Genomic DNA, 25,741 nt, shown 5'->3' on the forward strand with positions numbered 1-25,741 from the left:
TTGAGATAACCAAATTTAAAATATATGAAAAAACTAATTCTCACAGCATGTGGTATTGCATTACTTACAGCATGCACAAAATCCGAAACCCAGTACATTGACCAGGCCAACAAAGAACAAAGCGTAAACAACCGTGCTTCAGATACCATCAATACACTGGAACAGCGGTCGGATACAGTTCGGATGCAGGATAGTCTCAAGGATGTACATACAGATAATGAGTAATCAACTTTAAAAGTTTTGATATGATTCCAAAAGGAAAGCTTATTATGATCAGAAATACGGATGCTGTAAACGCTGAAAATAAAAAACAAACAGACGGGCATTTTTTTCTGCATCAGATATTTCAACTGTTATGCAGCCAAAAAGATGTGCCTATAGAGCTTATCAGTACAGCATCGGATCATAAAGAACAGATCGAAAAAAAATATTCTGAAGAACTCCTGGCCGCAGGCTACCATAATTTTAACTTCCTGTATCTTGATCAGGAGAAGAATCAGGATGAAAAATTGTCGTCCAGGCTTATCGGGGCTAAAGTTGTAATATTTACCGACGAACAGCCCGAGCTTTGTGAAGTGCTGAGAGACTCTTCCATCCTTAAGCTCTTATACCGCAAATATCTTTTGGAAGAAGATTTTACCGTTGCCGGTATTAATGTTGGTGCCATGTGCATTTCAGGCATTTTTATGAAAGATTCGGGAGTGAACGATGGACTGGGCTTTATCAATACCTGTATTATCGATACCCGTTTTGACCATAAAACCCGGTTTAAAAACCTCATTAAAAATGTTATTCTAAATAATGAATATTTCGGTCTCGGCCTGAGTGAAAATACGGCTCTTATCATCGAAGAAGGTACCAAAGTGCTTTGTAAAGGAAGCGGTTCTGTAATGCTTGTCAATGCAAGAAATGTAAAAAAAATCAATGCCCGAGAATTTGATAAAGGAAATACAATGTTTGTAAAAAACCTGAAGGGACACATTCTTGTAGACGGATGCATGCTGAATCTCACAAACGGCGAAGTTATCAATACCGGATACAAAGCTTCAGTCAGTAACTAACATAGTTTATGAGATGGTAAAAGGACGATTATTAATCATAGGAGGTAAGGAAGATAAAGACGGTAACCATTCACAGATGGAAGACAGGAACAGGGATTTTTTACCCCGTGAAATTCTGAAGCTTCTTACTGCATCAAAAGACGACCGTATCGAGGTTATTACAGCAGCCAGTTCTGAGCCTGAAAGCATGCGTGAAACCTATACCAAAACATTTAATGAAATAGGATATTCCAACTTCGACTTTTTGGATATCTGCGATGATCAGTTGCATACAGATTATCAGTTTAAAAGAGTCTCGGCTGCAAAAACCGTATTTTTTACAGGTGGTGATCAGGCGAGGATTTACGAGAAATTAAAACAATCTGCATTACGCAACCTTCTCAAAGAAAAATATACCAATGAGAAAGATTTCACAATTGCAGGAACAAGTGCGGGAGCGATGTGCATACCAGAAATTATCATTATGGAAGCCGAAAACGGTGAAGCAATGCTCGAGCATGATATCGAACTGAATTCTGGGCTGGGATTTATTGATAACTGCATTATCGATACCCATTTTATACATCGGGCAAGATTTGGGAGACTGGCACATGCTGTTATTCTCAATCGTCATTGCTGGGGAATAGGTCTGGGTGAAGATACCGCGCTGCTTATTGAAGAAGGGGCTAAGGCAACCTGTCGCGGATCAGGAATGGTATGGCTGCTGAATGCAGAAAATATCGGACAGACGAATATTAATACTGCAGAAGAAGGATCTCCCGTTTATGCCGAAAACCTAACGATACATATATTAACCGATAACTGTATGTTTGATTTTAATAAAAAAATCTTTAAAGGTGCAGAATAGAAATTTAGATCAGAGATGCTTAGCAGTAACGGTTAAGGCTTGCTAATTCAATTCAAAAATAATAAACCCCTGTAAAATACAGGGGTTTAAAATTTGAAAGTATATATTTAAGTGAAAAAGTGTTGCCAGTCAATATTCAAACACTGTGCCGTGAATTATAATTTTTGAAGAAAATTTTCTGAGTTAATTTAATTTTCAATTAAAATAATTTCTAAAATATTGATTTAGTGGAATAAATATTGCTTCGTCTTTTAAAATTTTTTTCAATGTTAAATAATATTCATAATAATGAGACCTGCACACGGATAATCACGAAAATATAAGTGGTTTTCGGAATATTGTGAGTATTTTTGATGCTGAACTAAATATAATTAATTATTGATTTTTATATTTCTATGATCTTAATTGTTGATGATAACCAGAGTAACCTCTATTCACTGAAAAAATTGCTGGAATCAAAAGATTTCCAAGTGGATACGGCTGACTCAGGGGAGGAAGCGTTGGGAAAAGCATTGAAGAATGATTATGCCTTAATTATTTTAGATGTACAGATGCCCGATATGGATGGCTTCGAAGTAGCTGAGACTCTCGCAGGGTATAGCAAAACGAAAGAAGTACCTATTATATTTCTGTCTGCGGTAAATACAGAGAAAAGATTTATTACTAGGGGCTACGCTTCAGGAGGTAAAGATTATGTGACAAAACCCGTAGATCCGGAAATTCTTATGCTGAAAGTGAAAACTTTCTACAGCCTTCAGGAGCAGAATCTCGCGATGAAAAAAACGCAGCAGAGTCTGGAGCTTGAAGTAAAAGGAAGAAGAGAATCTCAGGTCACCATGAAGTCACAGATCGACCATTTTCACCTTATGCTGGAATCATTGCCCCAGATCGCCTTCACTCTGAATGAAGAAGGAACTGTGGATTTTGTAAACTGCAAATGGTATCAATATTCAGGATCTGCAGAACAGTTCCCGGAAACCCATCCTGATGATTTCAACATTAAAGAAGAACTGGACCGCTGCAGAAAAAAAGAAACCGCTCTGGAACTTGAAGTGAGAATCAAAAACGTAGAGTCCGGAAACTACCGTTACCATCTTCTTCGGGTGACTCCGGTGTATGATGGGGATCTGATTAAAAACTGGGTGGGAACCTTTACAGATATCGACGATCAGAAAAAAGTAGAAAAGGAAAAGGATGAATTCCTGAGTATTGCGAGCCATGAGCTCAAAACTCCTTTAACCAGTATCAAAGCATATGTTCAGCTCCTGGAAAGAAAACTTAAGCTCGATAAAGAAAGTGCTGAAGCAGGTTTTGTAACCAAAGTTCAGGACCAGATCGAAAAGCTTAATACCCTTATTACCGATTTGCTCGATGTTTCCAAAATAGAAAACGGCAAGCTGAAAATTACCAAAAAACCAACCAATCTGGAAAGCGTCATCAGCAATGCTATCGACACGATTCTCCAGACTCATGATGAAAACCGTGTGAAAATAAAGCGCGACGGTATAAAACCAGACATTCTTATTCCGCTGGACGAAATCCGTATTGAGCAGGTTTTAATCAACTTTTTAACAAACGCCATTAAATATTCTCCTAAAAACAATCAGGTAATCGTTACTACTTTTGTAGATGAAGAAGAGCAGGAAGTAAAGGTAAACGTCACCGATTTCGGAATCGGTATACCCGATTTTAAGCAGGAAGCTGTTTTCCGTAAATTCTATCGTGTTGAAGAATCTTCCCTGCAGTTTCAGGGGATGGGAATAGGATTATTCATCTGTTCGGAAATCATTAAGCAGCATCATGGAAGTATTGGCGTTTCCAGTATAGTAGACGAAGGATCTACATTTTATTTCACATTACCATTAAACTAATTTTCAATGCCGAAAAAAATTATAAGAAATCTTCAGTTTGGAGTAGGGCTTTCATTAGTAATCCTGATTGCGAGTTCCGTTGCATCTTATGTGAGCATCCAAAAACAGATGGACAACCGCGAGAGCCTTTCCAAAAGCAGGAGGTCCATTACTGCCGTAAAAGATGTTTTAATTTCGTTATTGGATGCAGAAACGGGAAACAGGGGATATCAGCTTACCGGAAGGGAAAATTTCCTCGATCCGTTTAACCGAAGTCTTATTGAGTTTCCAAAGGCAATAGAACGGGCCAAAAACCTTGATATTACAGATGACAACCAGATCAGGAGACTGCACGAGCTGGAAAGAAATGTCAATACAAATATTTCAAACCTCAAACATTTTGTAGACAACAGAAAAAAGGGAGTTGTCATGAGCCAGCAGCAGGTTCTTATGAGCAAAGCATATATGGACAGATGCCGCAAAATTGTTCAGGAATTTGTACAATACGAAGAGGTTCAGCTTGCTATTAAAAATAAAGATCTCAACAGATCATCCAATACGACGGTTTTATTCATTATATTTTCTGCTATTGCCGCCATTGTGGTTACCACATTCTTTTATTTAAAATTAAGAGCAGATCTTATCAGAAGAGATAAACTGGAAAAAGCGCTTCAGGCTAAAGATATTGAGATCAGCAAAAGAGTAAGCGCGATTCAGCAGATTGCGAACAGAGTAGCTAACGGAGATTACAGCCAGCGGGCAACAGATACCTCTCAGGACGATCTTGGAGATCTTGCAGAATCGCTTAACCATATGACTGAATCACTGAAAATTTCTTTCGATAAGATTAATGCCAGCGATTGGCGCCAGAAAGGGCTTGCGTTACTTAACGAATCCCTTATGGGAAACAAATCCGTACAGGAAGTTTCGGATAATGCCCTTCACCAGATCATTGAATACGGAAAATGCATCAATGGATCTCTTTATCTTTATGATGAAGGAATACTGAAGCTGAAAGCAGCTTTCGGCCTGGAAAACAATATGAAAAAGTTCTTTGAACCTGGAGAAGGCATGGTAGGACAGACTTTCATCAGTGAAAAAACACAGGTCTATAACAATCTGCATGAAGATGATTTTGTAGTAACATTTTCAAGCAGCACGATAAAAATTTACGGAATATTATTGCTGCCTGTTTTTGCAGACGGAAACGTTATCGGTGTCCTTGAATTGGGATCTACCAATAATTTTGACGAAAGCAGAATTGATTATTTCGTTGAATGTACAAGAAATATCGGGGTAGCTTTAAATGCGGCAAAAAGCCGTGAAAAAGAACAGCAGCTTCTTGAGGAAACCCAGGCTCAGTCTGAAGAACTGCAGGTACAGCATTCTGAACTGGAAAACCTCAACACAGAACTTGAAGCCCAGACACAAAAGCTTCAGGCTTCAGAAGAAGAATTGAAAGTACAGCAGGAAGAACTCATGCAGGCCAATGCCGAGCTGGAAGAAAGATCAAGGCTGCTGGAAGAGAAAAACCATCTGATTGCAGAACGCAACAGTGAGATTCAGAAGAAAGTGGAAGAGCTTGCTTTAAGCACAAAATATAAATCGGAATTCCTCGCAAATATGTCTCATGAATTGCGTACCCCGCTTAATTCAATCCTTCTTTTATCGCGTCTGATGGCTGAAAATCCGGAAGAAAATCTAAGTGAAGATCAGATCGAGTCAGCCAAAGTAATTCAGAGTTCAGGAAGCAGTCTGCTTACCTTAATTGATGAAATTCTTGATCTCGCCAAAATAGAATCCGGGAAAATGACACTGGAATATCAGGATGTAGAAATCAATGATATTGTAAAAGATTTGAAAAATCTTTTTAATCCGGTATTCCAGGAAAAAAGACTTCAGTTTAACCTGCAGATTGATAATGAGCTGAACAGCACAATTGAAACCGATCGTTTAAGAGTAGACCAGGTTTTGAGAAACTTATTATCAAATGCTTTGAAATTTACCACCGAAGGAAGCATTGATTTACATATCAGAAAGGATGGGAAGAAGAAAGACTTTATTGTATTCTCTGTAAAAGATACAGGAATCGGTATTGCGGAAGACAAGCAGAGAATTATTTTCGAAGCATTCCAGCAGGCAGACGGTTCTACCAGAAGAAAATTTGGCGGCACCGGTTTGGGGTTATCTATCAGCAGGGAAATCGCAAGGCTTCTGGGTGGTGAGCTTACTTTGGAAAGTAAAGTGAATGAAGGAAGCGAATTCTGTCTTAGTATTCCGGTAAGAGCAATTACTGAATCTGAAATCGCACCAATGGAAACCGATCAGGATCTCGTGGAAATCATCCGCGAAGATGTTGAGGAAATAAAAAATATCCTCGATGATGGGGAAGAAGAGTATTATAATACAATCAATTCTCTTGAAATTCCAGACGATGTAGATGATGACAGGGAAAATATTAAAGATGGCGACAGAGTAATCCTTATCATTGAAGATGATACCAATTTTGCTAAAGCGCTTTTAAAATATGCCCGTATGCAGAATTATAAGGCTGTAGTGGCTGTAAGAGGTGATCATGGTATTTCTGCTGCATTACAATACCGTCCTCTTGCTATTTTACTGGATGTGCAGCTCCCGGTAAAAGACGGGTGGCAGGTAATGGATGAACTTAAATCAAATCCTGAAACCAAACATATTCCGGTGCATATGATGTCGGTACTGCATGTTAAAAAAGAAAGCCTCATGAAGGGAGCTATTGACTTTATTAATAAGCCGGTAGCCCTGGACCAGATGACCGAAGTTTTCAGAAAAATTGAAGAAGTGCTCAGCAAGTCTCCGCAGAAAGTACTCATTGTTGAAGAAAATGAGAAACATGCCAGTGCGCTTTCTTATTTCCTTGGTAATTTCAACATCTCGTTATCGGTGCAGAACAATGTAGAGGACAGTGTGAAAGCATTGACTACCGATCATGTAGACTGTGTGATTCTTGATATCGGATCTTCAAAAGGAAATGAATACGAAATCATTGAGTCCATAAAGAGTTATGAAGGCCTGGAAAACTTACCGATCATCATATTTACGGAACGGAATTTGTCTAAATCAGAAGAATTGAAAATAAAGCAGTATGCAGATTCTATCGTAGTAAAAACGGCACATTCTTATCAGAGAATTCTGGATGAAGTAGGCTTGTTCCTTCATTTGGTTGAAGAAAAAAACAATTCTCTTGAAACCGTAAGAAGTAAAACCCTGGGATCTTTAACCGAAGTATTAAGCGGTAAAAAAATACTGATCACCGATGATGATGTAAGGAATATATTTTCACTCACAAAAGCACTCGAAAAATATAAAGTAGAAGTAGTGGTGGCCATGGACGGAAAGCATGCCTTGCAGCAAATTAAAGAACATCCGGACGTAGACGTTATCCTGATGGATATGATGATGCCGGAAATGGATGGCTACGAAACCATAAAGCAGATCAGAAAAATGCCGATGTTTACAAGACTTCCGATTATTGCCATCACTGCAAAATCAATGATCGGGGAACGTGAAAAGTGCATTACTGCCGGAGCCTCGGATTATATTTCGAAACCGGTGGATATCGATCAGCTATTATCTTTACTTAGAGTTTGGTTATATGAAATGTAAACAGCTAAAATTCTGATGAATAAAAAAGTTTTAATTGTGGACGACGATCCGCGAAATATATTTGCCTTAAGGCTCACCCTGAAATCCCGTGGATATCGGATTGAAAGCTGTACAATGGCTCAGGAAGCTATTGATATCCTGAACAAAGACAATCAGTTTACCGTCGTCCTCATGGATATGATGATGCCGGAGATGGACGGTTATGAAGCCATCAGGATTATAAAAAGTACCCCTTCTATCAGTGAAATCCCTGTAATTGCCGTTACGGCACAGGCTATGCCGGAAGACCGCCAGAAATGCCTGGATGCCGGAGCATACGACTATGTATCAAAACCGATAGATGTGGATCAGTTAATCAATGCCATAGAAAAATTACCGTAAATGCTGGAACCTAGTATCATAAAAGATGAAGAGGTAGAATACTTGATTAAAGATGTTTATGATATGTATGGCTACGATTTTTCCGAATACAGCAGAGCGTCTTTTAAACGCAGGGTAAATCGTATCTGCCTCATAGATCGCTTCACCAGCTTTGCAGAGCTGCGGTACACCATTCTTAATGACCCGGAATATCTGAAGCGTTTTATAGAAGAAATTACAGTGAACGTTACCGAAATGTTCCGCGATCCGTTATTCTTTAAAGCCTTAAGAGAAAAGATACTGCCCCAGCTGGGAACGTATCCGTTGATAAGAATCTGGGTGGCCGGATGCTCTACCGGAGAGGAAGCGTATTCCATAGCTATTCTCCTCAAAGAAGCCAATCTTTATCATAAATCACTCATCTACGGAACAGATTTGAACCCTTCGGTGCTGGAAACGGCAAGATCCGGTGTTTTCCCATTGCAACAGATGAAATTATACTCGGAAAATTATATTTTATCCGGCGGAAAAAAAGACTTTTCGGATTATTATACGGCCAATTATGACAGCGTGAGATTTGATAAAAGCTTACAGGAAAAGTTGATTCTATCTACACATAACCTTGTTTCAGACAGCTCTTTCAACAGTTTTCAGCTGATTGTATGCAGGAATGTACTGATCTATTTTGACCGTGGCCTGCAGGAAAGAGTGTTCCGTTTATTTGATAACAGTCTGGAAAATTTAGGTTTTTTAGCATTAGGTGCGAAAGAAACACTAAGATTTTCTAAATTAGATGAAAATTATCATCAGGTTGATGATCAGAGGATCTGGAAAAAATTGGATCACAATTAATGATATCGAACAAAGAAAATAGTAAAGCAGAATTAATAGTTATCGGCGGCTCCGCAGGAAGTCTTAAGGTTATTCTTGAAATGATTAAAAACTTAAATGATCATATCAATGTTTCTGTATTGCTGGTGCTGCACAGAAAAGCACATTCTACCAATATCCTTCAGGCGCTCCTTCAGCAGCTGTCACCTTTGGAAGTTGTGGAAATAGATGATAAAACGGAAATTGAAAGCAATAAAATATACATTACCCCCGCAGATTATCATCTTCTTTTCGAAAATAAAAAAGTAATGTCACTGGACAGTTCTGAAAAAATGAACTATTCCCGTCCGTCGATTGATGTTACCTTCAAGTCGGCTGCTGAGATATATGGCGAAAGCCTTATTGGCGTACTTTTGTCCGGTGCTAATGCAGACGGCGTTGAAGGCCTGGAATACATCAAAAAAAATAATGGAAGGGTATGGATTCAGGATCCTGAAACGGCAGAAGTAGATTATATGCCCCGCCATGCTGTAGAAGCAGTAAAATATGACAAGATCATTAAGCCCCATGAACTCGCCGCATATATTAATCAATTATAAATAAAAGTAAATCCCTAACAACTAAGTAAAAATATGAACAAAAAGAAAATCCTGATTTTTGATGACGACACTACGATTCTTGAAGTGATCAGCATCATTTTTGAAGAAAATGGTTATCAGGTGGAAATTTCGGAAACTTCGCACGATATTCTGGAAAGAGTGGCTCAATATAAGCCCGATGTTATTCTTATGGATAACTGGATTCCTAAAATCGGCGGGGTAGAAGCAACAAAACTTCTGAAAAATCATGAAGACTTCAAACACATTCCAGTCATTTATGTAACGGCAAATAACGACATTGTAGCGCTTGCCAAGCAGGCTCAGGCAGATGATTATGTCGCTAAACCATTCAATCTTGAAGATCTTGAAGAAAAGGTGGCCAATTTTTTACAGTAAAAAATGACAAAAATCTACACTATTCAGTAAAAAATAATCCCGGTATCAGATACCGGGATGTTCTTATTTATACCATTTGAATTTGCTGGGAGTCATTTCCTCTTAAAGATTTTATCCTTTCCAAAATAAAGTCCATACTGCATTTCTCATTGTTGATCTCAGTAATTATTGAGGTCAGAAACAATTTCAACCCCGGTTTCGATAATATTTTTTTAGTAAAAGTAGGAGCAACAATTGTTTTCTTAGAAACTAAATTTTCTGTGAGGGCATATTCTTTTTCCAGATCGATGTCTATATCAAACTGAGATTTAACAGATATCGTTAAATATTTTTTGATCATCCTTTTTATTTCCGGGTTTTGTGTCATCTTAGTATTTTTTTTATATCATATAAAATATCTGTGCCACAAATCATCATATAATCATATTTAGCATTTTATTATGATAAATGATATAATGCTTAAAATGAAAAACGGATAATGAGCATTATGCTTCATTATCCGCCAGCTAAAATAAGGATTATGATTATTTTCCGCCGCCACCGTTTTTCTCAACATCGGTTTTGGTATTTTCTTTTACTTTCTGATTTCCGAAACGCTTTACAAACGAAATAGATGCACCGTACCAGTCCCATTTAGAAGAGCTTCTTACAAAGCCCTGCTGGTTGTAGGTAGTGGCATCATAATTCGGACGCTGGAAAATATTCATCAGCTGAAGGCTGACTTCCATCTGTGTTTTCGGGAATATTTTGGTTGCTGAAATATTATGAAACACATTCGCTCTGTTAGTGGTGGAATTCCCATTATTCTGGTTTGATATTTCCACCCAGGCACTCAGGTTAATATTTTTATTAAAAAGATTAGTATACGACAGGTTGGTAGAAGCACTCAGATAACTTATGTACGCATTGCTTTTGATCCCGTTTTTTGCGTTAAAATCGCTGTTGTCTATATAATACCATCCGAGTCCGAGATTTACGGTAAATTTATTCTTAAAAAACGTCTGGTTGGTATTTGCATAAAGATAATATTTATGAACTTTCCCGGTAAAGTTGGAAGGTTGGGTAATATTAATTGTTTTCTCTTTGCCATCCACAAGAATATTTTCTTTAAGATAATCTGTCCAGTAATCCTGATCCGTAAACATATACCTTGCAGAGATAAAATATTTCTTCAGGATTCCGAGTTTCATATAAAGCCTGTCACTGGGATTAGGATTCAGCTCAATATTTCCCCTGCTGTAAATTCCGTCTGTATTTGGGGTCATAAACGGGTTGAATTCTGCGTACCATGGTCTCCAGATATTTCGGTTATAGGTTAAACTTAGATCATATTTGTCGGAGAATGTATATTTCACCAAAATATTAGGAAGAAAACTTCCGTATCCGTCTTTTCTGGAGGCACCTCCGATATCCTGACGAATTCTGTAATCAATATATTCATAACGAAGCCCGATTCTGGTTTCCAGCTTTTTAAAAAATGTTCTGCTATAGTTGGCGTATAGCGAGGTAATCTGATCTTCATAATGAAAAACGTCATTAGAGCTTAGACCGCTCAGCATACTGCCGTATAAATTATTAGGAATTACATTATTATTGAAATTTACTTTACCGCCGACTTCAAAACTGGCACCGCTTTTTCCTAGGGGCTGTGTATAGTCGATCTTTGCATAATAATTCCTGTTTTCAGTGTCTGTGATTACTCCAAGATCCTTTGTAGATGATCCGTCTGCAACGGAGAAAATATTATTGATAAAGTAGCTGTCTTCAGATTGGCCGTAGTAATTGGTACCCAGGTTCACATCCAGAATCTTATTCTTTTCTTTGTCATACCATTTGTAAAATATATTGGTTCCTAAATTACGGTTGAGCCCGATTGAGTTTTGATTTTGCTCATATGAACTGTCAAAAATATTGTTGATAAAATCTTTTCTGTCTGCTTCGGAATTGGAAGTAGAATTACTCTGATAATATTCAAGGATAACGCCCACGGTATTTTTGTTGTCAATCTCAAATTCTGAGGTGGAAGAAACCGAAGGGCTTTTGCTTCTGCCGATCATATAGCTGTCGATCTGGTTGGTAGAATTGTCATCATACCAGGTATAAAAGCTGGAGTTCTTCTGAACGTAGGTATTGTCACTATAGCTCCCGATAAGAGTCTGCGTAAAGTTTTTCTTGTGATAATTCAGGTTAAAATTGGTGTACTGGGAATTTTTTGTGTTCTGCCTGTTATTCAGCGTTATGCTTCCTTTCATCCCTTCATCATCGCGCTTTTTAAGAACAATGTTAATAACGGTTCCGGTTGCCTCATAACGGGAAGACGGGCTTGTAATTACCTCTATCTTCATGAGATTATCTGCCGGAATGGTTTTTAAATATTCTTTCAGCTCCTTTCCTGTAAATACAGATTTCCTGTCGTTGATATATACTGTTACAGATTCTCCTTCCGCCTTTATTGCATCATTATTGTCAATACTTACCAGTGGGGTCATTCTCAGGACATCCCAGGTTGTATTTCCCGCAAGAATCGAACTGTTGGCAACATTGAAAACAGTACGGTCTACCTTAGATTCCACAGTGGGTTTTCTTACCGTTACGGTTACTCCTTCGATTTCCTTTTCATTCGTTTTTATCGTGTCTTTTTCTGTTTGTGCAAATGTAAAAATGCCTGCCAGTAAGGCGATCGGTATTAAAATGGTTTTCATTTAAAACTAGGTTTTACATATAAGACACCTTAGTGTGGGTTATTGTTACATCGCTAGAATTAATTCTACCACATATTTTATAAAAAATTAAAGATGTAAAAGATCCAGAACGATTGATGTTATGTGTATTAAAATAAGGATTCTTATTAAACATCTCATTACATACTTGTTATAGTAATAAAATAATAACCTCAAAAAAATGATGTTTCAAAGGTATTGAAGAAAAGTTTGAATTAAATTTTTGAATAATTTAAAATAAAATTAAAGACAGATGAATTGCAGTAAAAACATCGGTCGAAATATCATCCATTGTTTTTATAAAAAGTTTTTGAATAACACTTACATGAATCATCATTAAAAAATATCTTATTTTTGCTGAAATTAGGATGGCCATGAAGAACGCGATCAGCTGGACTCTCGTTTTATTTCTTCTCATATCAGTTTTAAACAATTGTCTCAACAATTCGGTGAAAAAAGAAGTCCGGGAACATACTGTTTTTATGGATAATCTGAGAAAGTTGTATTCCTCAGGAGACCCTTCAAAATGGCCAAAACCGATTCTTGATCCCGAGTCTGTTCCTACGTTTGCTGAGATCGGCCATCTGCCGGAAACTCCTTTTCCTTCCGACAATCCTTATTCTGCTGAAAAAGAATTATTGGGTAAAACATTGTTCTTTGACCCCCGTCTTTCCAGGTCGGAGCAGATTGCCTGTGCTTCATGCCACGATCCGGAATTGGGATGGTGCGACAGCAGAACGCTCTCCTTTGGCCACGACCGGCAGTTGGGAGTACGGAATGCAATGAGTATTATTAATACGGCTTATGCTAAAAATTTGTTTTGGGATGGACGCGCCGGTTCGTTGGAGGTGCAATCTAAAATGCCGATCGAAGACCAGCGGGAAATGAATGGCCATATGGATCTGGCGGCCGGTAAAATTGCTGCGGTAAAAGGATATCAGATCTTATTTGAAAAAGCCTTTGGCGATAAAACCGTTACAAAAGAACGTATTGCAAAAGCAATTGCTACCTTCGAAAGAACAGTAAAAAGTTCTGCCAGTAAATTTGATCAGTTTATTGACGGCAAAGCAGATGTTTATAGTGACGATGAACTCATGGGACTTCATCTTTTCAGGACGAAAGCACAATGTATCAATTGTCACAATTCTGGATATTTTTCCAATAATACATTTGAAAATATAGGAACAGCTTTATTAGGCGAAAAAGGGGAGGACCTCGGGAGATATCTGGTAACAAAAAATGCTGATGATGCCGGAAGATTCCGTGTTCCGGGACTGCGCGAAGTATCCCGTACGGGGCCTTACTTGCATAACGGATCAATGACTACATTACAGGAAGTCATACAGTTTTACAGCAAAGGAAATCCTGAATATTCCCAAAAACGCGCTACAGTACATGAAGGTATACTGCTGAAATCTGAAAAATCCGGAATGGTGCGGATGCTTGAGTTATCTGACAGGGAAGTCGCACAACTGGAAGCCTTTCTGAAAACTTTATCTTCTAAACCCGAAAAGGTAACCCTCCCGGAATTGCCAAAATAAAAAAGCAGCCGTACAAAATTGTAAAGCTGCCTCCCCTAAGATTAATTTACTAATTGTAATTTTTTAACTATATATATTTTGCTTCTTCTTTGAGAAAAGAGAGCACTCCCCGAAGAGGGAGCGTCTCTCACATAAAATATTCCCTTTACTTTTTATTGATGCCATTCAGCATGTCACTGCTAATGGATGATTGTCTTGAGTAAAATTAATTATTAAGAATAATATATTAGTTAGATTGATTTAATTAAGCAAAAAATACTTTTAATTAAACTAACTAAAGAATAAAATTCTTTATATTTGATACTGTAACTCTATTTAAAGAATATTATTCTATGGACCATCTCGACGATAAGGATTTGCAGCTGCTCAGATTGCTTCAAAACGATTCAAAACTGACTGTAAAAGAACTTGCAAAAGAAGTCAATCTTTCACCATCTCCTGTTTTTGAAAGAGTAAAGAGGCTTGAGCAGGAAGGGTATATTAAAAAATATGCGGCCATCCTTGATGCCGAAAAGCTTAATCTAGGCTTCACAGTATATTGTCAGCTAAAATTAAAAAGCAATGACAGTTATCTTGCCGTGGAATTTGAAAGAGAAATCTTGGAAATCGAAGAAGTGGCAGAATGCTACAGTATTTCAGGAGATTTTGATTTCCTGCTCAAAGTATATGTAAAAGATATGAAGCAGTATCAAAATTTTGTTTTCAATATTCTTGGAGCCGTGCCTTCCATCGGAAGTACACACAGTACTTTTGTGATGGCTCAGGTAAAAAATACGCACGGACTGACGATTTAAAACAATTCACCATAATGCCAAGAATTACCGCAAAAATAAAGAGACTCCAATTTTGAAGTCTCTTCATCGTATCATATGAAAAAGTAATGTTATCTCAAATAAGAAAATTTTAATAAAAGATTTTTCTGTTTTCTATTCTCACAAGGTTGCTGTTGTGCATTTTTTTTATGGTTCTTATCACCGTTTCCACACGGAGGCCGGTAAGATTGGCAAGCTGCTGCCTGGTAAGCGGGACCTGAAAAGAATATTTATGGTCGTTACTGCTGCCTTTCAGGCAATCCATCACGGTTTTGATCTTAAATATAGGATCGGAAGAAGAAATATTGAAAAGCATAATATACTTGTTGTACAGAATATCCGCAAGACACTGGAACATCTTTGAAGAAACATCCGGATTATTCTTCAGAAGATTGATAAAATCCCGTTTGGGCAGCTTCAGGATTTTGCACGGTGTTTTGGCAGTAGCATTGGTAGGATAAAGTTTGTCATCAAATAAAAATGATTCTCCGAAGCTCTGACCCTCTGTAAGAATGTTTTGGGTAAATTCTTTGCCGTCTTCATGATAATTGTTAAGCTCTACAATACCGCTGGCAATCTGATAATAAAACTTAGGCATATTTCCTTCATGAAAAATCGTTTCGTTGATTTCATAGGTTTCGTAAAACCCTCCGTATGCTCGTAATAAATCTTCACTAATTATCATATATTAAATATTATAGTTCAACAATGAATTTTAGTTGAATGCGTTTTAATAAAATCAAATAACAAACCACAAATGAGAAACATTGGTAAAAAAAATACCACATTTATGCGCTTTTTTCAAAGTTTTCAGGATAAATGATAAAAAAAAAAAGAGGCCTTTAAAAAAGACCTCCTGATAATATCTGAACTTTGCGTTTACATTGCTTTGCTGTTAAGGTTGGTATCGGCCACCTTAGTCAACAGTTCATCACATTTTTTTTCTTCATTTAATGTTTCAAGAAGATTTTTAAGGCAATCTTCTTCCTGCAGTACTTTTGCAAATGCAGCAAGCGTTCCGTATGTTGCAATTTCATAGTGTTCTACTTTTTGTGCTGCAGCAATGATTCCGGCATCTCTTACAGTTCCGGGTTCAGTTTCTTCGATAATGCTTTTTGCCTCATCAAGAAGTCCCTGCATAGCATCACACTTTTTAGCCTGCGCTTTTTTGCCCAGTGCCTTAAAACATTCTTCAAGTCTTACTACCTGATTTTCTGTTTCTGCCAAATGATTTTCGATAGATGTTTTCAGCTGTTCATCTGTAGCATTTTTCATCATTGTAGGTAAAGCTTTTACCAATGCTTTCTCTGCCCAGTAAATATCTTTTAACGAATCTTCAAAAAGATCTTTTAGTTCTTTAGCTGCACTTTTTTTAGCCGGAGTTTTTGACGCTGATCTTGCAGATGCTTTAGAAGCCGTTGTTTTAGAAGAAGTGGTTTTGGAAGGAGTTGTTTTAGAAGCCGTAGCCTTTGCCGCTGTTTTTTTAGCTGCTGTTTTAGTTTCCATAATAAATTATTTAGTGATTATTGATTGGTGATGAATCTGCAACTATAAGACCATCTTTGTACAAAACGCTTTTGTGTGGTATCTAAATATTTTTGAATAAATGAAAAAGGTGTTGAAACAACGATGTTATAAGTATGTATTAAACAGCGAAATAAAAAATATTTGTGGCTATAAGACCTAAATGACAGACTTATATTAATATAAAGAATCTGACTCATCAATATTGAAGAGCCAGGAAATGTAAACGAAGCGGAGAACAATTAACATTGACTTAGTCATTAAAAATCAAGAAGGCCTTCGGCAAGCAGCTTCCACTGTATCTTTGAAATACCGAGCATTCCACCTGCGGCAATCATTAAATTTCTTACTTTATCAAAAAAACCGGCGTTAAAATTTGGTTTTTCATTCCTGGCGTAAACTCCTACTTTTAAGATATTGCCTTCTTTAGCGATCATAATATTTGATGTTGCCGAACGGCTGTAAAAATGGGCGATTTGTCCCTTTGGCTGATTAGGATCTTTTGAAGGTCTGCACGAAATGATATACGATTCGAAATGGTTTATTTCTCTGTGGGCAATATTGGCAATTTCTACCCAGTCATAACCATCCGCCTCCTGACTGCCCGGGCCAGGAATGCCGATTCTTATGAAATCTCCCCGTTGAGGCATCCTATCAACCGGCTGCCCGGATTCACTAAAATGTTTAAATTCAGCTGATGCCTTCCCGCAATAGTCTTTCCATTTATTAATAGAGAAAAAACGTTTTTTGAGAATTTCAAATTGGGCATCCGTTTCGGTATCTTTATATTGTTTTGTACTTTCAGTATCATGAAATCCGCCGCTTTTCTGGACGGGAACTCCCGGAATATTTTTCGCTTTCATACGATCATCTTGTTGGTGTTTAACAAATATAATATTTATAACATAAAAATCTTATGAGCATAATCACAATAACACGATTTCACAGTTGAGTGTAATCATAGTTTTTATTAATTTTATTTTCGATATTCGTTCAGATCAAACGAATAAGCGTAAAGTTTTATAAATTATGAATGGAGTAATCATACAGTATTTCCATTGGTATTACCATGGTAAACTTTGGAATGAATTTACAGAAAATGCCGAATATTTAAAAAGCCTCGGAATTACGGCAGCATGGCTTCCGCCGGCTACAAAATGTAACCTGGGGCTGGAAGGAAGAGGCTACGATGTGTACGACCTGTATGACCTGGGTGAGTTTGATCAGAAAGGCGGAATACCTACACGATACGGAACAAAGGAAGAATATATAAATGCTATTGAAAAAGCGCATGAGCAGGGAATTGCAGTATATGCCGACATTGTTCTCAATCACAGAATGGGAGCTGATGAAAAGGAGAATATCAAAGTTCATCAGGTTGATGAGGATGACCGTAACAAAATTATTTCTGATACGTTTGAAGTAACGGCACAGACAAAATTTACCTTTCCGGGAAGACAGGGAAAATACTCGGATTTTATATGGGATTACCAATGTTTCTCAGGTATAGATATCGTTGAGAAAGACGGTAAAGAAATAACCGGCATTTTTAAAATTCATAACGAATATGGTACCGATTGGACAGATGCCGTAAGCCATCAGTTGGGAAATTACGATTATCTTATGGGAGCGGATGTAGAATACCGGAATCCTCATGTAATCCAGGAAATGAAAAACTGGATCAAGTGGTATCTGGAAACTACCAAAGCAGACGGATTGCGCCTTGATGCACTGAAACATCTGTCATCTGATTTTCTGAAAGAATGGATAACCTATATAAAAACAGAATTAAATCCTGACTGCTACGTTTTAGGTGAATTCTGGAAAGATGATGCCGAAAAGATCATTCGCTTTTCTGATAAAATGAATGATCTCATTTCCTGTTTTGACGCGCCTTTGCATTATAATTTTTTCAAAGCTTCGGAAGAAGGAAAAGACTATGATCTGAGCCGTATTTTAGAAGGCAGTTTCTTACAGGAAAGACCGGTTTTTTCGGTTTCCTTTGTCGAAAATCATGATACCCAGAAGCTGCAGGCTTTGGAGTCTACTGTCCTTGATTGGTTCAAACCGCTCGCCTATGCCATTATTTTACTGTCCGAAGATGCTTACCCATGCATATTCTATCCAGATCTTTTCGGAGCAGAATATACCGATACCGTAGACGGAAAAGAAGTGCATATTGTGATGCCTAAGATTGAAGCCCTTCCGAAGCTGCTTCTGGCCAGACAGCAGTTTGCAACAGGTGAGGAGATTAAATATTTTGATCATCCCAACTGTATTGCGTGGGTGAGAAAAGGCACCGGTCAAAAATTCGGCTGTGTGACCGTCATTTCAAACGGCGATGAAGGTTTTAAGGAAATAGATCTCGGAAAAGAAAATGCTGATGCAAAGTTTAAAGATTTTCTCGGTCACAGAAAAGAAGAAATAACGACAGATGAAAACGGAAAGGCTGTATTTTATGCAGATCCCGGTTCAGTAAGTGTTTGGGTAAAAGCAGAGGAAATATAGAATTTCAAAAATGAATATCAAATTTAAAATAATGCTTTCATCCCATAATAACCGGTTCTTCGTTACAATCATCACAGGCCATTAAAAATATAAATAATATATTTGTAAGAAATAGACACTGAAAAATATTTTTATGGATGATATCAGGATGATTGTAACGGATATGGACGGTACTTTTCTCAACTCCGAACATAAAGTAAGCCCCGACTTTCCGGAAGTATATGAAGAGCTTAAAAAAAGAAATATTTTATTTGTGCCGGCCAGCGGAAGACAGATGATGGGAATTACCAAATATTTTGGAAACCTTGAAAGTGAAATGGCCTTTATTGCAGAAAACGGCGGTTACGTGATATACAGAAATGAGGAACTTTTTGCTGATAAAATGGAGCAGGAGCACATCACTGAAATTATAAAGTCCATCCGCAATATTCCCGGAGCAAGAGCCGTTTTATCGGGGAAGAAAAAAGCCTATGTAGAAACCGATGAAACTGATTTCATTGAATATATCTCGCAATTTTATACTAACAATGAAAGGGTAGAAGATCTTACCTCAGAAAGTGATGACAGCATCTTTAAGATTGCCATATATCATCCCGAAGGTTCCGAATTAAACGTTTATCCTTTTGTAAAACATTTTGAAAAGTATGATTTGGAAGTTGTGGTTTCAGGTAAATTCTGGCTCGATATCATGAACAAGAATATCAATAAAGGAAATGCATTGGAGAAACTTCAGAGCGCACTGGATATATCACCTCAGCAAACCATGGCGTTCGGAGACTATATGAATGATATTGAAATGCTGAAGAACTCGAAATATTCTTACGCCATGAAGAATGCCCATCCTTCGGTAAAGGAAGCTGCCAGTTTTGAAGCGTGTTCCAATGATAATTTTGGAGTACTCAAGATCATCAAAAATTATTTGAATAAAAATTAATAAATAAAAAGAAGCTGTTTCAAATTTGAAACAGCTTCTTTTCTGATTGGAAAATATATTATAATTAAGATTCGGTGCCTACTAATCCGTAGTTCATTGTTGCCGGCTCTTTACCGAACAGACACGAGAAGATATTCTGAAATTCATGAATATACTTACATCTGATCGAATTTCCGTAGATTTTCAATCCGTCTACGATTTTTCTTGAGCTAAGGTCAAAATCGTATTTGATAAAAGCTTCCGGTCTTTCGTATCTGATGCACTGATCGGAGCTGTAGGTTCTTGAAAAACCGAATTTTTCAAGCCACTCCTCAGTAATCTGGATCGGCTTTATAGATTTTGCCGGAACAGAGAAACTGTGAATGTCATTTTCTATTTTCACAAAATAATCTTTTTCATTATCCTGGAAGATCTCAGTAATATTATAAATCTGATTTCTGTACTCTACTAAGTTTTTGATTTTTAGATCTGCAACGTTCATGATATTTTGTGTGTTTGAGTTATTATTCAAAATTGGGTGAATGTGTTGTTTTAATATTTACAAATACTATGCCTTATGTTTTGAATAATATTTCATTATAGCATTCATCTAATATTTTTTTATCTTAAAACAGCCGTACAACTCCCTTCTACAGGCAGATTAACAATATAAATATTAATTCCTTAAAGTTAAAAACGTGGTACATGTGTGGTACATGAAAATTTATTGTTTTTTTAATTTGTCAAATTTAGGTGATATATAAATTTACGATATATAAAGCTCTTCGCATATTTATATTTTTCTTAATGCAAATTTTTACAGGAAATCAGTAAATTTATTTCTTAAAATCGTTGAATGATACAAAACTTTCCATTTTATCTGGTACTGATTATTATTATTGTCCTTCTAATAATGCTGGCTAATAAAATCAAGGTAGCCTATCCTGTTCTGCTTGTCATAGCAGGCCTTATTATAAGCTCCATACCAAATATTCCTGTTATAAAAATTGATCCCGAACTTATATTCATCATTTTTCTTCCGCCTTTACTGTATGAGGCGGCATGGGCAATTTCCTGGAAAGAACTGTGGAAGTGGCGCAGAATTGTAGGAAGTTTTGCATTTCTTGTGGTTTTTCTTACTGCAACTACAGTAGCTTTTGTAGCCAATCATTTTATTCCTGGGTTTTCTCTCGCTCTAGGCTTTTTATTGGGCGGAATCGTCTCGCCGCCGGACGCGGTGAGCGCAGGTGCGATCCTTAAATTTGTGAAGGTTCCAAATAGAATGTCTTCAATCCTTGAGGGCGAAAGTCTTTTGAATGATGCTTCCTCACTGATCATTTTTCGTTTCGCCATGATTGCTGTTGCAACCGGTCAGTTCATCTGGCACGAAGCCGCACTCAGCTTTTTGTGGATGCTGATTGGAGGAATCGGTATTGGGATATTAATCGGATGGCTGTTTATGAAAGGTCATAAATTTCTTCCTACGGATGCCAATATGGATACTATTCTTACCATCGTAGCACCTTATCTAATGTACATTGCTGCCGAGGAAGTTCATAGTTCCGGTGTATTGGCGGTAGTGAGCGGCGGACTTTTATTATCAAATAACCGTCACCGGTTTCTTAGTACTTCCTCACGGCTTCGCGGCATCAATGTTTGGGAAAGTCTCGCTTTCGCTTTAAACGGAATTGTTTTCATTTTAATAGGCCTGGATCTTCCCGAGATTGTCTCCGGACTGGAAGGTGTCAGTATTTCATCAGCTATCGGATACGGCTTGCTGGTTACGGCTGTTCTTGTTCTCGTAAGGCTTTTATCTGCCTACGGGGCTGTAGTGGTAACTCTCATTGCAAGAAATTTTATTACTGTTGCCGATGACAGGAATCCGGGTTTTAAAGTTCCTGCTATTTTGGGATGGACGGGGATGAGAGGAGTGGTATCTTTAGCAGCAGCTCTTTCTATTCCTGTAAAGTTATATGAAGGCGGGCCGGATTTTCCTCAGAGAAATCTCATTCTCTTTATTACATTCATTGTTATTCTTACTACCTTGGTTGTTCAGGGTCTTACGTTACCGCTTATTATCAGAAAAGTTGATCTTCCTGAATATGACGACCATCTTCCTGATGAAGAAGCAGAAGATATGATCCGGCGGGAACTGGCTAAACTGACTGTTCAGCATTTAAGTGATAATTATACCGAGCTGCTTGATAAAAGTGTATTCCTGCAGCAGGTTCATGAAAAGTGGAAAGGTAAAATTGAAAAAGAATCGGATATTAAACTTTCCTCCGAGACCAAAAATGCTTATCTGAAACTTCTTGATGCCCAAAGAGCATGGCTTATTGAGCAGAATCATGATGAAAAGCAATATTTTGATGAAGATCTTATCAGGAAGCACCTCATGAAAATAGATCTGGAGGAGGAAAGGATTTTATTGATTCATTAAAAACATCAAAACTTTTTGCAGGTACTCATCTTCTTTAAGTACTTTATTGTACGATTGTCTTGCATATACCGGAGAAAGTTCATAATTGCCGGGTTTGGAATTGATATCTTCATTCTCAATATAATTAAGATGGCGGGTATAATCTTTAATAAGTTTATTAATAGTTCTTCTTTTTATTTTACATAAGGTATTGTTCTTTATCTTCTGCAAAGAATTAAGAATAAAAGATTTGTCACCGTGGAAGTTTACAACGTTTTTCACAAAGGAAAGATTGTGATTATCCTGCATTACAGAATGTTCATCTTCAAAAATCATTTCGTTAAAGGTGTTAATGGTTTAAAAATAGTTCAAAACACTTAAGGTCTGATTATAAAAAATCAATTGACGGGAATGGAAAAAGACTTCCACAGCACCTTGATAAGGCCGTCTTTCGGATAGGTAAAGTGAGTTGACATCATGTTAATTTTTAATGTTGGTGTGTAATGGTAAGATAGTTCTTGGTTAAAATTTCATATTCAAATATCTAACCAAAAAGTATTTTATTTTTAAAAATATTAAATATTTGTAAGAAATCCACTCAAAATTGTAACAATTAACATTATAAATACAACTTTGTGGTATTTATCTTCATGAATAGCTAAATATTAGAAATAAAAAACCTCTCTGATCAGGAGAGGTTAGAATAAAATTGACTATGTATTGAGTGTACTCAATCTATTTGTTGTTTTCCAGCCATTGAAGACGTCGCTGATCGGGTAAATGTTTAACACTGAAATTTTCAAAAACAGCATTAAATCCGTTTCCGTCCGGACAGGCTGCCATAAGTCCCACCATTACAGGAGAATTATCCTGAAGGTGGGCATTACGCATCATGATATAGTTTTTATCATCAAAAGAGTAGAATATTTCAACGGCGTCAAGCCTTCTTACGGCTTTTATCCAAACCTCCGAAGGTATTTTATCAAGTGTTATTACACTCCAGTCGCTGGTGGTATGTGTTACTACGGTACTCAGATTATATTTTCCGTCTACATATTCAATTCCTGCTTTAATATAATTTTCCTTATCAACTCTCAACATGAGTCCTGCCTGGTCGAATCTGGCTTTGTAATTTCCTTTTATTTTTACTTTCGCTTCAAACTCTCCTCCGTAAATAGTGTATAAAAAGGGTGCATCATCAACGGTAAAACCGTAATGTGAAATCCTCCAGTAATCGCTTTGCGGCGTCACAGACATATTCAGCATATTATTCTTAATTTCCCATTTCGCAGGTTCATTGAACCATATCATCTTCTCCAGTGTCTGGGCAACCGCTTTATTCATTGCGCACAATACAAAAAAACTTAAAAATATTCTCTTCATTCTCTTTAGGATAATTTCCGTAGCTGTAATTATTATTAATTTAGCAAAATTATCATTTAAAGGTATTGTGCTCAATACTGAAAAATAACCATTTTATGGAGATTGTAAAAAAACTTAATCAGGTTTTGCTTCAAAAACAAAACAGCGGTAAACAATGTTTGATGGATCCTGAAATATATAAAGCTATTGCTGAAGCCTATACCAAAACCGAAAAGTCAGTTGCAGTACTCAGTGATATGCAGCTCAATAAAAGCTATATCTTCAGTTCAGGAACAGCGCTGGAGCTGGGTCTCAATTTTCCACAATATCCTACAATTATAGATTCTATCTGGGAAGAAGAGATACTTAAAAAAATTCATCCTGATGATAAGCTTAAAAAATATGTTCATGAACTTAGATTCTTTACATTTTCAGAGTCAATGGAACCTGATCACCGTTCGGATTTCAGTGTATTTTCCAGACTCAGAATGAGAGATAAAAACGATACATATAAATTCGTTACCCATAGAATGTTTTACTTTTTCTCACCATTTAATGGAATGCTGCGATTCGCTCTTTGCCTTTACAATATTGATTTTGATCAGCAGCACCTCTCATCATCTTCATTTTTCATCATCAATTCTGTAAAAGGGGAAATAACAATAGAAGACAAAATGAATTATAATAATATTCTTTCGCAACGCGAAATGGAGGTTCTCAAATATGTTGGCGAAGGATTTACAAGTAAAGAAATTGCAGGGATTCTCTCAATAAGCGCCAACACAGTCAACAGGCACCGGCAGAATATTCTTGAAAAACTCAATGTGAAAAATTCTGTAAGCGCCTTTAATGAAAGCATTATTAAATCATCTGATAAAATTTAAAACACTTAAAATCAGTGTATTAAATAAAAATAATGGTATTGTGATTTTTGTCTTTTTCATTGTATTTATGGGTATCTCTTGAAGATAAACACTGTTATTATGATTTTTTAATAGAAATTTTTTATTGGAGTTAAAATTTCCCGATGAAATAAAGATTTTTTTTTAAATTAATGTTATATTTGTTATAACAACTACTAACATTACAAGGATGAACATTAATTTTTTAACAGCGACTTTCAAAGATTTTGAAAATATCCCGGGCATGAATATGATGGAACGGGCAGACATTTATTATGACTTTCTAGAGTACATGAAAAAAAACGGACACCGCTACAGACTGCAGAATAATACAGGATGTAGCTCTGTTATGAGTGTAGGCGCGGAAGAAGTAACAAAAGAATTCGTAAGTTTTGTCACCAGTGACTATTTAGGATTCACCCAGCATCCCAAAGTAAAACAGGCAGCTATTGAAGGCATAGAAAAATATGGCACCGGTACTGCAGCGACACCGCTTATCGGAGGCTACTATTCGTATCATAATGATTTGGAAGAAAAAATATCCTCATTTTTTGGAAGAACACGGGACGAAGCAGTAATATTTACCACAGGATATACAACAAACAGTGCAACTTTACAGATTCTGCTCCAGAAAGAAGATATCGCTATTCTGGATATGGCAGTCCACGCCAGTGTTTATGAAGGATGTATTCTTACCAACAGAAAAACGTTCCCTCACAATAATATGGATGCCCTCGAGCAGATTTTGAAAAAATCTGAAAATCAGTTTCGTACAAAATTGGTGGTCATTGATGGTGTCTATTCTCAGGATGGAGACATTGCACCTATTGAAGAAATTTATAAATTAGTAAAAAAATATAATGCCTATCTGATGATTGATGACGTGCATGGTGTAGGGATTTTGGGAGAAACAGGAAGAGGGACAATTGAAAATACGGGGCTGCTTGATAAGATCGACATCATTACAGGAACATTCAGTAAAACATTCGGCAATCTTGGAGGATATGTTATCACCAATAAAACACTGGCCAATTTTATAAGATTCCAGTCCCGTCAGCAGATATTCTCTGCAACAACACCTCCCGGAACGGCAACAGGAATTATTAAAGCTATAGAATTAATAGATGAAGAACCGCATTGGCGTGCAAAACTTTGGGAAAATATCAATTATTTTAAAAAAGGGCTGGACGATTTGGGATTGGATACGGGAACTACATGTTCGGCAGTTATACCTGTGAAAATAGGCGATCCTCATATTACTGGAGATGTCGGTAAAATGCTGCTGGATCGAGGGATTTATACAAACCCTATTATTTATCCTGCTGTTGCAAGAAAAGATGCACGGATAAGGATGAGTATGACGGCAACACATGAACGCGAACATCTTGATAAAACACTCAATGCATTTGAGGATATCAATAAAAAATTGCATATTGCGAAAAAATAATAAC

24 protein-coding genes are annotated in these 25,741 nt (G+C 37.0%); 16 read left to right on the forward strand and 8 right to left on the reverse strand.

Going from position 1 to position 25,741, the window contains the following annotated elements; genetic code table 11:
* Positions 1-24 precede the first annotated feature (24 nt).
* From HHL20_RS07045 to HHL20_RS07085, 9 genes are all read left to right on the forward strand, one after another.
* Positions 25-225 carry a membrane lipoprotein lipid attachment site-containing protein gene (locus HHL20_RS07045; protein ID WP_169230450.1) on the forward strand — a complete coding sequence of 67 codons (201 nt, stop codon included), beginning with the start codon at positions 25-27 and terminating at the stop codon, positions 223-225.
* A 20-nt stretch (positions 226-245) separates the two neighbouring features.
* Positions 246-1,061: a Type 1 glutamine amidotransferase-like domain-containing protein gene (locus tag HHL20_RS07050; RefSeq protein ID WP_169230451.1), complete on the forward strand. Its 816-nt coding sequence runs from the start codon at positions 246-248 to the stop codon at positions 1,059-1,061.
* 13 nt (positions 1,062-1,074) lie between these two features.
* The gene (locus HHL20_RS07055; RefSeq protein WP_169230452.1) at positions 1,075-1,908 is read left to right on the forward strand and encodes a cyanophycinase; all 834 of its coding nucleotides are present in this window, start codon (positions 1,075-1,077) and stop codon (positions 1,906-1,908) included.
* Positions 1,909-2,303: 395 nt separating this feature from the next.
* A complete protein-coding gene (locus HHL20_RS07060; RefSeq protein ID WP_169230453.1) occupies positions 2,304-3,779 on the forward strand; it encodes a hybrid sensor histidine kinase/response regulator in 1,476 nt (491 codons plus the stop codon).
* Positions 3,780-3,785: 6 nt separating this feature from the next.
* A complete protein-coding gene (locus tag HHL20_RS07065; protein ID WP_169230454.1) occupies positions 3,786-7,403 on the forward strand; it encodes a response regulator in 3,618 nt (1,205 codons plus the stop codon).
* A gap of 15 nt (positions 7,404-7,418) precedes the next feature.
* Positions 7,419-7,784 (forward strand): response regulator, encoded by a 366-nt coding sequence (locus HHL20_RS07070; RefSeq protein ID WP_185194798.1) that lies wholly within the window; start codon positions 7,419-7,421, stop codon positions 7,782-7,784.
* Positions 7,785-8,615 carry a CheR family methyltransferase gene (locus tag HHL20_RS07075; protein ID WP_169230455.1) on the forward strand — a complete coding sequence of 277 codons (831 nt, stop codon included), beginning with the start codon at positions 7,785-7,787 and terminating at the stop codon, positions 8,613-8,615.
* Positions 8,615-9,193, forward strand: a complete 579-nt coding sequence (locus tag HHL20_RS07080) for a chemotaxis protein CheB (RefSeq protein ID WP_169230456.1) — start codon at positions 8,615-8,617, stop codon at positions 9,191-9,193. The genes HHL20_RS07075 and HHL20_RS07080 overlap by 1 nt, the downstream gene beginning before the upstream one ends.
* Before the next feature lie 33 nt (positions 9,194-9,226).
* The gene (locus HHL20_RS07085) at positions 9,227-9,589 is read left to right on the forward strand and encodes a response regulator (RefSeq protein WP_169230457.1); all 363 of its coding nucleotides are present in this window, start codon (positions 9,227-9,229) and stop codon (positions 9,587-9,589) included.
* Between the two features lie 67 nt (positions 9,590-9,656).
* On the opposite strand, the gene HHL20_RS07090 is transcribed toward HHL20_RS07085, so the two are convergent.
* Together HHL20_RS07090 and HHL20_RS07095 are read right to left on the reverse strand one after the other, a co-directional pair.
* A complete protein-coding gene (locus tag HHL20_RS07090) occupies positions 9,657-9,956 on the reverse strand; it encodes a hypothetical protein (protein ID WP_169230458.1) in 300 nt (99 codons plus the stop codon).
* Between the two features lie 157 nt (positions 9,957-10,113).
* Positions 10,114-12,291, reverse strand: a complete 2,178-nt coding sequence (locus tag HHL20_RS07095) for an outer membrane beta-barrel protein (protein WP_169230459.1) — start codon at positions 12,289-12,291, stop codon at positions 10,114-10,116.
* Between the two features lie 392 nt (positions 12,292-12,683).
* Between HHL20_RS07095 and HHL20_RS07100 the strand changes: the two genes are divergently transcribed.
* On the forward strand, positions 12,684-13,850 hold the full coding sequence (locus HHL20_RS07100) for a cytochrome-c peroxidase (protein ID WP_228463122.1): 1,167 nt from the start codon (positions 12,684-12,686) through the stop codon (positions 13,848-13,850).
* 332 nt (positions 13,851-14,182) lie between these two features.
* Positions 14,183-14,644 (forward strand): Lrp/AsnC family transcriptional regulator, encoded by a 462-nt coding sequence (locus tag HHL20_RS07105; protein ID WP_169230461.1) that lies wholly within the window; start codon positions 14,183-14,185, stop codon positions 14,642-14,644.
* Between the two features lie 109 nt (positions 14,645-14,753).
* On the opposite strand, the gene HHL20_RS07110 is transcribed toward HHL20_RS07105, so the two are convergent.
* The 3 genes from HHL20_RS07110 to HHL20_RS07120 form a co-directional block, all read right to left on the reverse strand.
* Positions 14,754-15,347 carry a Crp/Fnr family transcriptional regulator gene (locus HHL20_RS07110; protein WP_169230462.1) on the reverse strand — a complete coding sequence of 198 codons (594 nt, stop codon included), beginning with the start codon at positions 15,345-15,347 and terminating at the stop codon, positions 14,754-14,756.
* Positions 15,348-15,541: 194 nt separating this feature from the next.
* Positions 15,542-16,168 carry a YciE/YciF ferroxidase family protein gene (locus tag HHL20_RS07115; protein WP_169230463.1) on the reverse strand — a complete coding sequence of 209 codons (627 nt, stop codon included), beginning with the start codon at positions 16,166-16,168 and terminating at the stop codon, positions 15,542-15,544.
* 278 nt (positions 16,169-16,446) lie between these two features.
* Positions 16,447-17,049 carry a hypothetical protein gene (locus HHL20_RS07120; RefSeq protein ID WP_169230464.1) on the reverse strand — a complete coding sequence of 201 codons (603 nt, stop codon included), beginning with the start codon at positions 17,047-17,049 and terminating at the stop codon, positions 16,447-16,449.
* A 166-nt stretch (positions 17,050-17,215) separates the two neighbouring features.
* Here HHL20_RS07120 and amyA point away from each other — a divergent pair, with 166 nt between their 5' ends.
* On the forward strand, positions 17,216-18,694 hold the full coding sequence (amyA, locus tag HHL20_RS07125) for an alpha-amylase (protein WP_169230465.1): 1,479 nt from the start codon (positions 17,216-17,218) through the stop codon (positions 18,692-18,694).
* Positions 18,695-18,827: 133 nt separating this feature from the next.
* Positions 18,828-19,628 (forward strand): HAD family hydrolase, encoded by an 801-nt coding sequence (locus tag HHL20_RS07130; RefSeq protein WP_169230466.1) that lies wholly within the window; start codon positions 18,828-18,830, stop codon positions 19,626-19,628.
* A gap of 64 nt (positions 19,629-19,692) precedes the next feature.
* On the opposite strand, the gene HHL20_RS07135 is transcribed toward HHL20_RS07130, so the two are convergent.
* Complete coding sequence (locus HHL20_RS07135; protein WP_169230467.1) at positions 19,693-20,109, reverse strand: hypothetical protein; 417 nt, start codon at positions 20,107-20,109, stop codon at positions 19,693-19,695.
* 354 nt (positions 20,110-20,463) lie between these two features.
* Here HHL20_RS07135 and HHL20_RS07140 point away from each other — a divergent pair, with 354 nt between their 5' ends.
* Positions 20,464-22,047, forward strand: a complete 1,584-nt coding sequence (locus HHL20_RS07140) for a Na+/H+ antiporter (RefSeq protein WP_169230468.1) — start codon at positions 20,464-20,466, stop codon at positions 22,045-22,047.
* On the opposite strand, the gene HHL20_RS07145 is transcribed toward HHL20_RS07140, so the two are convergent.
* Positions 22,033-22,362, reverse strand: coding sequence for a hypothetical protein (locus HHL20_RS07145; RefSeq protein WP_169230469.1), 330 nt, complete (start codon positions 22,360-22,362; stop codon positions 22,033-22,035). The two genes, HHL20_RS07140 and HHL20_RS07145, sit on opposite strands and share 15 nt — an antisense overlap.
* 399 nt (positions 22,363-22,761) lie before the next feature.
* Positions 22,762-23,409 carry a DUF1349 domain-containing protein gene (locus HHL20_RS07150; protein ID WP_169230470.1) on the reverse strand — a complete coding sequence of 216 codons (648 nt, stop codon included), beginning with the start codon at positions 23,407-23,409 and terminating at the stop codon, positions 22,762-22,764.
* Between the two features lie 95 nt (positions 23,410-23,504).
* On the opposite strand from HHL20_RS07150, the gene HHL20_RS07155 reads away from it, so the two are divergent.
* The gene (locus HHL20_RS07155) at positions 23,505-24,272 is read left to right on the forward strand and encodes a response regulator transcription factor (protein WP_169230471.1); all 768 of its coding nucleotides are present in this window, start codon (positions 23,505-23,507) and stop codon (positions 24,270-24,272) included.
* Between the two features lie 208 nt (positions 24,273-24,480).
* Positions 24,481-25,737: an aminotransferase class I/II-fold pyridoxal phosphate-dependent enzyme gene (locus HHL20_RS07160; RefSeq protein ID WP_169230472.1), complete on the forward strand. Its 1,257-nt coding sequence runs from the start codon at positions 24,481-24,483 to the stop codon at positions 25,735-25,737.
* Positions 25,738-25,741: the final 4 nt, after the last annotated feature.

Origin of the sequence: Chryseobacterium cheonjiense (assembly GCF_012927265.1) — a bacterium.
In the GTDB taxonomy this organism is placed as follows: Bacteria; Bacteroidota; Bacteroidia; order Flavobacteriales; family Weeksellaceae; genus Chryseobacterium; species Chryseobacterium cheonjiense.

Coding starts and splice junctions, on each gene's coding strand:
- HHL20_RS07045 (WP_169230450.1), top strand. CDS start 25: ATGAAAAAACTAATTCTCACAGCATGTGGTATTGCATTACTTACAGCA.
- HHL20_RS07050 (WP_169230451.1), top strand. CDS start 246: ATGATTCCAAAAGGAAAGCTTATTATGATCAGAAATACGGATGCTGTA.
- HHL20_RS07055 (WP_169230452.1), top strand. CDS start 1,075: ATGGTAAAAGGACGATTATTAATCATAGGAGGTAAGGAAGATAAAGAC.
- HHL20_RS07060 (WP_169230453.1), top strand. CDS start 2,304: ATGATCTTAATTGTTGATGATAACCAGAGTAACCTCTATTCACTGAAA.
- HHL20_RS07065 (WP_169230454.1), top strand. CDS start 3,786: ATGCCGAAAAAAATTATAAGAAATCTTCAGTTTGGAGTAGGGCTTTCA.
- HHL20_RS07070 (WP_185194798.1), top strand. CDS start 7,419: ATGAATAAAAAAGTTTTAATTGTGGACGACGATCCGCGAAATATATTT.
- HHL20_RS07075 (WP_169230455.1), top strand. CDS start 7,785: ATGCTGGAACCTAGTATCATAAAAGATGAAGAGGTAGAATACTTGATT.
- HHL20_RS07080 (WP_169230456.1), top strand. CDS start 8,615: ATGATATCGAACAAAGAAAATAGTAAAGCAGAATTAATAGTTATCGGC.
- HHL20_RS07085 (WP_169230457.1), top strand. CDS start 9,227: ATGAACAAAAAGAAAATCCTGATTTTTGATGACGACACTACGATTCTT.
- HHL20_RS07090 (WP_169230458.1), bottom strand. CDS start 9,956: ATGACACAAAACCCGGAAATAAAAAGGATGATCAAAAAATATTTAACG.
- HHL20_RS07095 (WP_169230459.1), bottom strand. CDS start 12,291: ATGAAAACCATTTTAATACCGATCGCCTTACTGGCAGGCATTTTTACA.
- HHL20_RS07100 (WP_228463122.1), top strand. CDS start 12,684: ATGAAGAACGCGATCAGCTGGACTCTCGTTTTATTTCTTCTCATATCA.
- HHL20_RS07105 (WP_169230461.1), top strand. CDS start 14,183: ATGGACCATCTCGACGATAAGGATTTGCAGCTGCTCAGATTGCTTCAA.
- HHL20_RS07110 (WP_169230462.1), bottom strand. CDS start 15,347: ATGATAATTAGTGAAGATTTATTACGAGCATACGGAGGGTTTTACGAA.
- HHL20_RS07115 (WP_169230463.1), bottom strand. CDS start 16,168: ATGGAAACTAAAACAGCAGCTAAAAAAACAGCGGCAAAGGCTACGGCT.
- HHL20_RS07120 (WP_169230464.1), bottom strand. CDS start 17,049: ATGAAAGCGAAAAATATTCCGGGAGTTCCCGTCCAGAAAAGCGGCGGA.
- amyA (WP_169230465.1), top strand. CDS start 17,216: ATGAATGGAGTAATCATACAGTATTTCCATTGGTATTACCATGGTAAA.
- HHL20_RS07130 (WP_169230466.1), top strand. CDS start 18,828: ATGGATGATATCAGGATGATTGTAACGGATATGGACGGTACTTTTCTC.
- HHL20_RS07135 (WP_169230467.1), bottom strand. CDS start 20,109: ATGAACGTTGCAGATCTAAAAATCAAAAACTTAGTAGAGTACAGAAAT.
- HHL20_RS07140 (WP_169230468.1), top strand. CDS start 20,464: ATGATACAAAACTTTCCATTTTATCTGGTACTGATTATTATTATTGTC.
- HHL20_RS07145 (WP_169230469.1), bottom strand. CDS start 22,362: ATGATTTTTGAAGATGAACATTCTGTAATGCAGGATAATCACAATCTT.
- HHL20_RS07150 (WP_169230470.1), bottom strand. CDS start 23,409: ATGAAGAGAATATTTTTAAGTTTTTTTGTATTGTGCGCAATGAATAAA.
- HHL20_RS07155 (WP_169230471.1), top strand. CDS start 23,505: ATGGAGATTGTAAAAAAACTTAATCAGGTTTTGCTTCAAAAACAAAAC.
- HHL20_RS07160 (WP_169230472.1), top strand. CDS start 24,481: ATGAACATTAATTTTTTAACAGCGACTTTCAAAGATTTTGAAAATATC.